The organism is Streptomyces sp. M2CJ-2, assembly GCF_016757295.1.
GTDB lineage: Bacteria > Actinomycetota > Actinomycetes > Streptomycetales > Streptomycetaceae > Streptomyces.
In genome coordinates this window covers 1-1,698 of sequence record NZ_JAESIF010000219.1, presented here as the reverse complement: position 1 = coordinate 1,698, position 1,698 = coordinate 1, and the positions used below count along the sequence as shown (strand labels likewise).

Genomic DNA, 1,698 nt, shown 5'->3' with positions numbered 1-1,698 from the left:
GGATGGCGAAGCGGAGGGTCATCTCGGTGCGGTATTCGGGGGCGGTCATCCGGTGGCGGCGGGGCCGGAAGTGGGATGAGAAGCCGCCGAACGCGGCCAGGAACCGCTGGGCGGCACCCACCGACCGGAAGCCTTTCATCGCGCGCTCGCGCTGCCGCGGGGGCCGGTGGGAGTTCTCGGCCCCGTTGTTCAGGCCCCGGTGACAGCGGTGCTCGACGGAGGGCATGACCTCGCGGTGGGCCACGCCGGAGGAGCGCAGCTGGTCGGTGACCAGCACCTGGGGCACCCGGCGCTGCTTCTTCATCAGCTTGGCCAGGAACCGCTGGGCGGCCCTGGCGTCGCGCCTCGACTGGAGCAGGATGTCCAGCACGTTGCCGTGCCGGTGCACCGCCCGCCACAGGTAGTGCCGCACCCCGCCGATCTTCACGAACACCTCGTCGAGATGCCACGTGTCCCCCGGGTCGGCGGCGGCGCAGGCCTGCCCGCACTTCGCGCACCAGCGGCGGACCGTCTCGTGGGAGACGAGCACGCCGCGCCCGGGCATCGGCTCCTCCACCTCGCGGAAGCCGAGCGGGAAGCGGAAGCACCGCCCCACGCAGGAGGAGATGATCTCCACCGGGTACCGGTGCCCCTAGTACGACGGCGGCGCGGACGACACGAACGAACCCCTCCCCGGCACGACCAACCAGAAGATCATCCCACCCGGCCAGTCAACGTGACGGTGCCTCTGCGTGGACTCCTCCGTTATCGTTTCCGGCCGGGTGCTGGCATCGATCTCGTCCTGGCGGACCCACTTGCGAACCAGAACCGGTCCGTGGGCTCGTAGCGGACCGGGCCCTTCGACAGCACGAGCAGCTTGGCGTCCTTGGAGGTGTCGCGGCGCAGCAGGACCGTCGGGGCGGACAGCGGCTTCCGGGCCACCTGGTACACCAGTGAAACGATCACGCAGAGAGGGTGCCGGCCGACGCCGCATTGCCGCTCTCGCCTGTAGCGATGACTTCCCGAGCTCCATAGGTTTCGGTGACCTCGACCTCGACGGTCTCGGTGACCGTGGGCGCAGGCTCAGCCTCCGCGGTGGCGGTCATCGTGGCGGTGACGGTGGCCGTCGGCTGCGGCGTGGCAGAGGCCGGTCTGGCGTCATCGGCTTTGGAGCCGGACCCGGCTCCCAGGCCGATCAGGAAGGCCAGGCCAAGAGCGGGAAGCACATGGCGTTTCCGCGTCCACCGGGGGACGGGGCGCGGTGGACGCGGTGCGGTGTGTGGGCTGGTCACGTCGTCCCCCTGGGCGGTAACAGGTGTGCTGAGGCCAGCGGTTCGATGGGACGGCTGTGCCGGTATGGGGGAGCAGTCACCGTTTCGTGACGCTCGTTGCCCACGGGGCGGTTTTGCTTCCTTGCCGGCTCGTGGGTCCTGTCTGCCCGGTGCTGGTGCCCCGGCCCGGCCCGTCGACCGGGCGGTGACGGTCGTGCGCCTGCCCCGTCGCTGTTCGAGGTCGATTACCTCACCGTCGAACACGCGGAAATCTATGTCAGCCGCAGTAGACATCGGGGGGTGGTGTGGTTATGGTTTCTCTCGTAGCTGAGATCAACAGGGCCCGGCAGAGACGAACTGCCGGGCCGCAGTACCCGCAGTTGCAGTGCGCAGGACGGTGCGGTGGTGGAGTTCCGGAGCCAGAGCGGTTGCAGGACGGGCGACGGGA

General features: G+C 69.6%; 3 protein-coding genes. All 3 read right to left on the bottom strand.

What is annotated here, in order from left to right:
• Nucleotides 1–616, bottom strand: a 616-nt coding sequence (locus JL475_RS38925) for an IS6 family transposase (RefSeq protein WP_202282913.1), incomplete at its 3' end; no start/stop codon positions are given.
• A gap of 128 nt (nucleotides 617–744) precedes the next feature.
• Entirely contained in the window at nucleotides 745–945 is a 201-nt protein-coding gene (locus tag JL475_RS41055; protein WP_307825332.1) for a hypothetical protein, read from the bottom strand.
• Entirely contained in the window at nucleotides 942–1,085 is a 144-nt protein-coding gene (locus tag JL475_RS38915) for a hypothetical protein (RefSeq protein WP_202282912.1), read from the bottom strand. The genes JL475_RS41055 and JL475_RS38915 overlap by 4 nt, the downstream gene beginning before the upstream one ends.
• Nucleotides 1,086–1,698 lie beyond the last annotated feature (613 nt).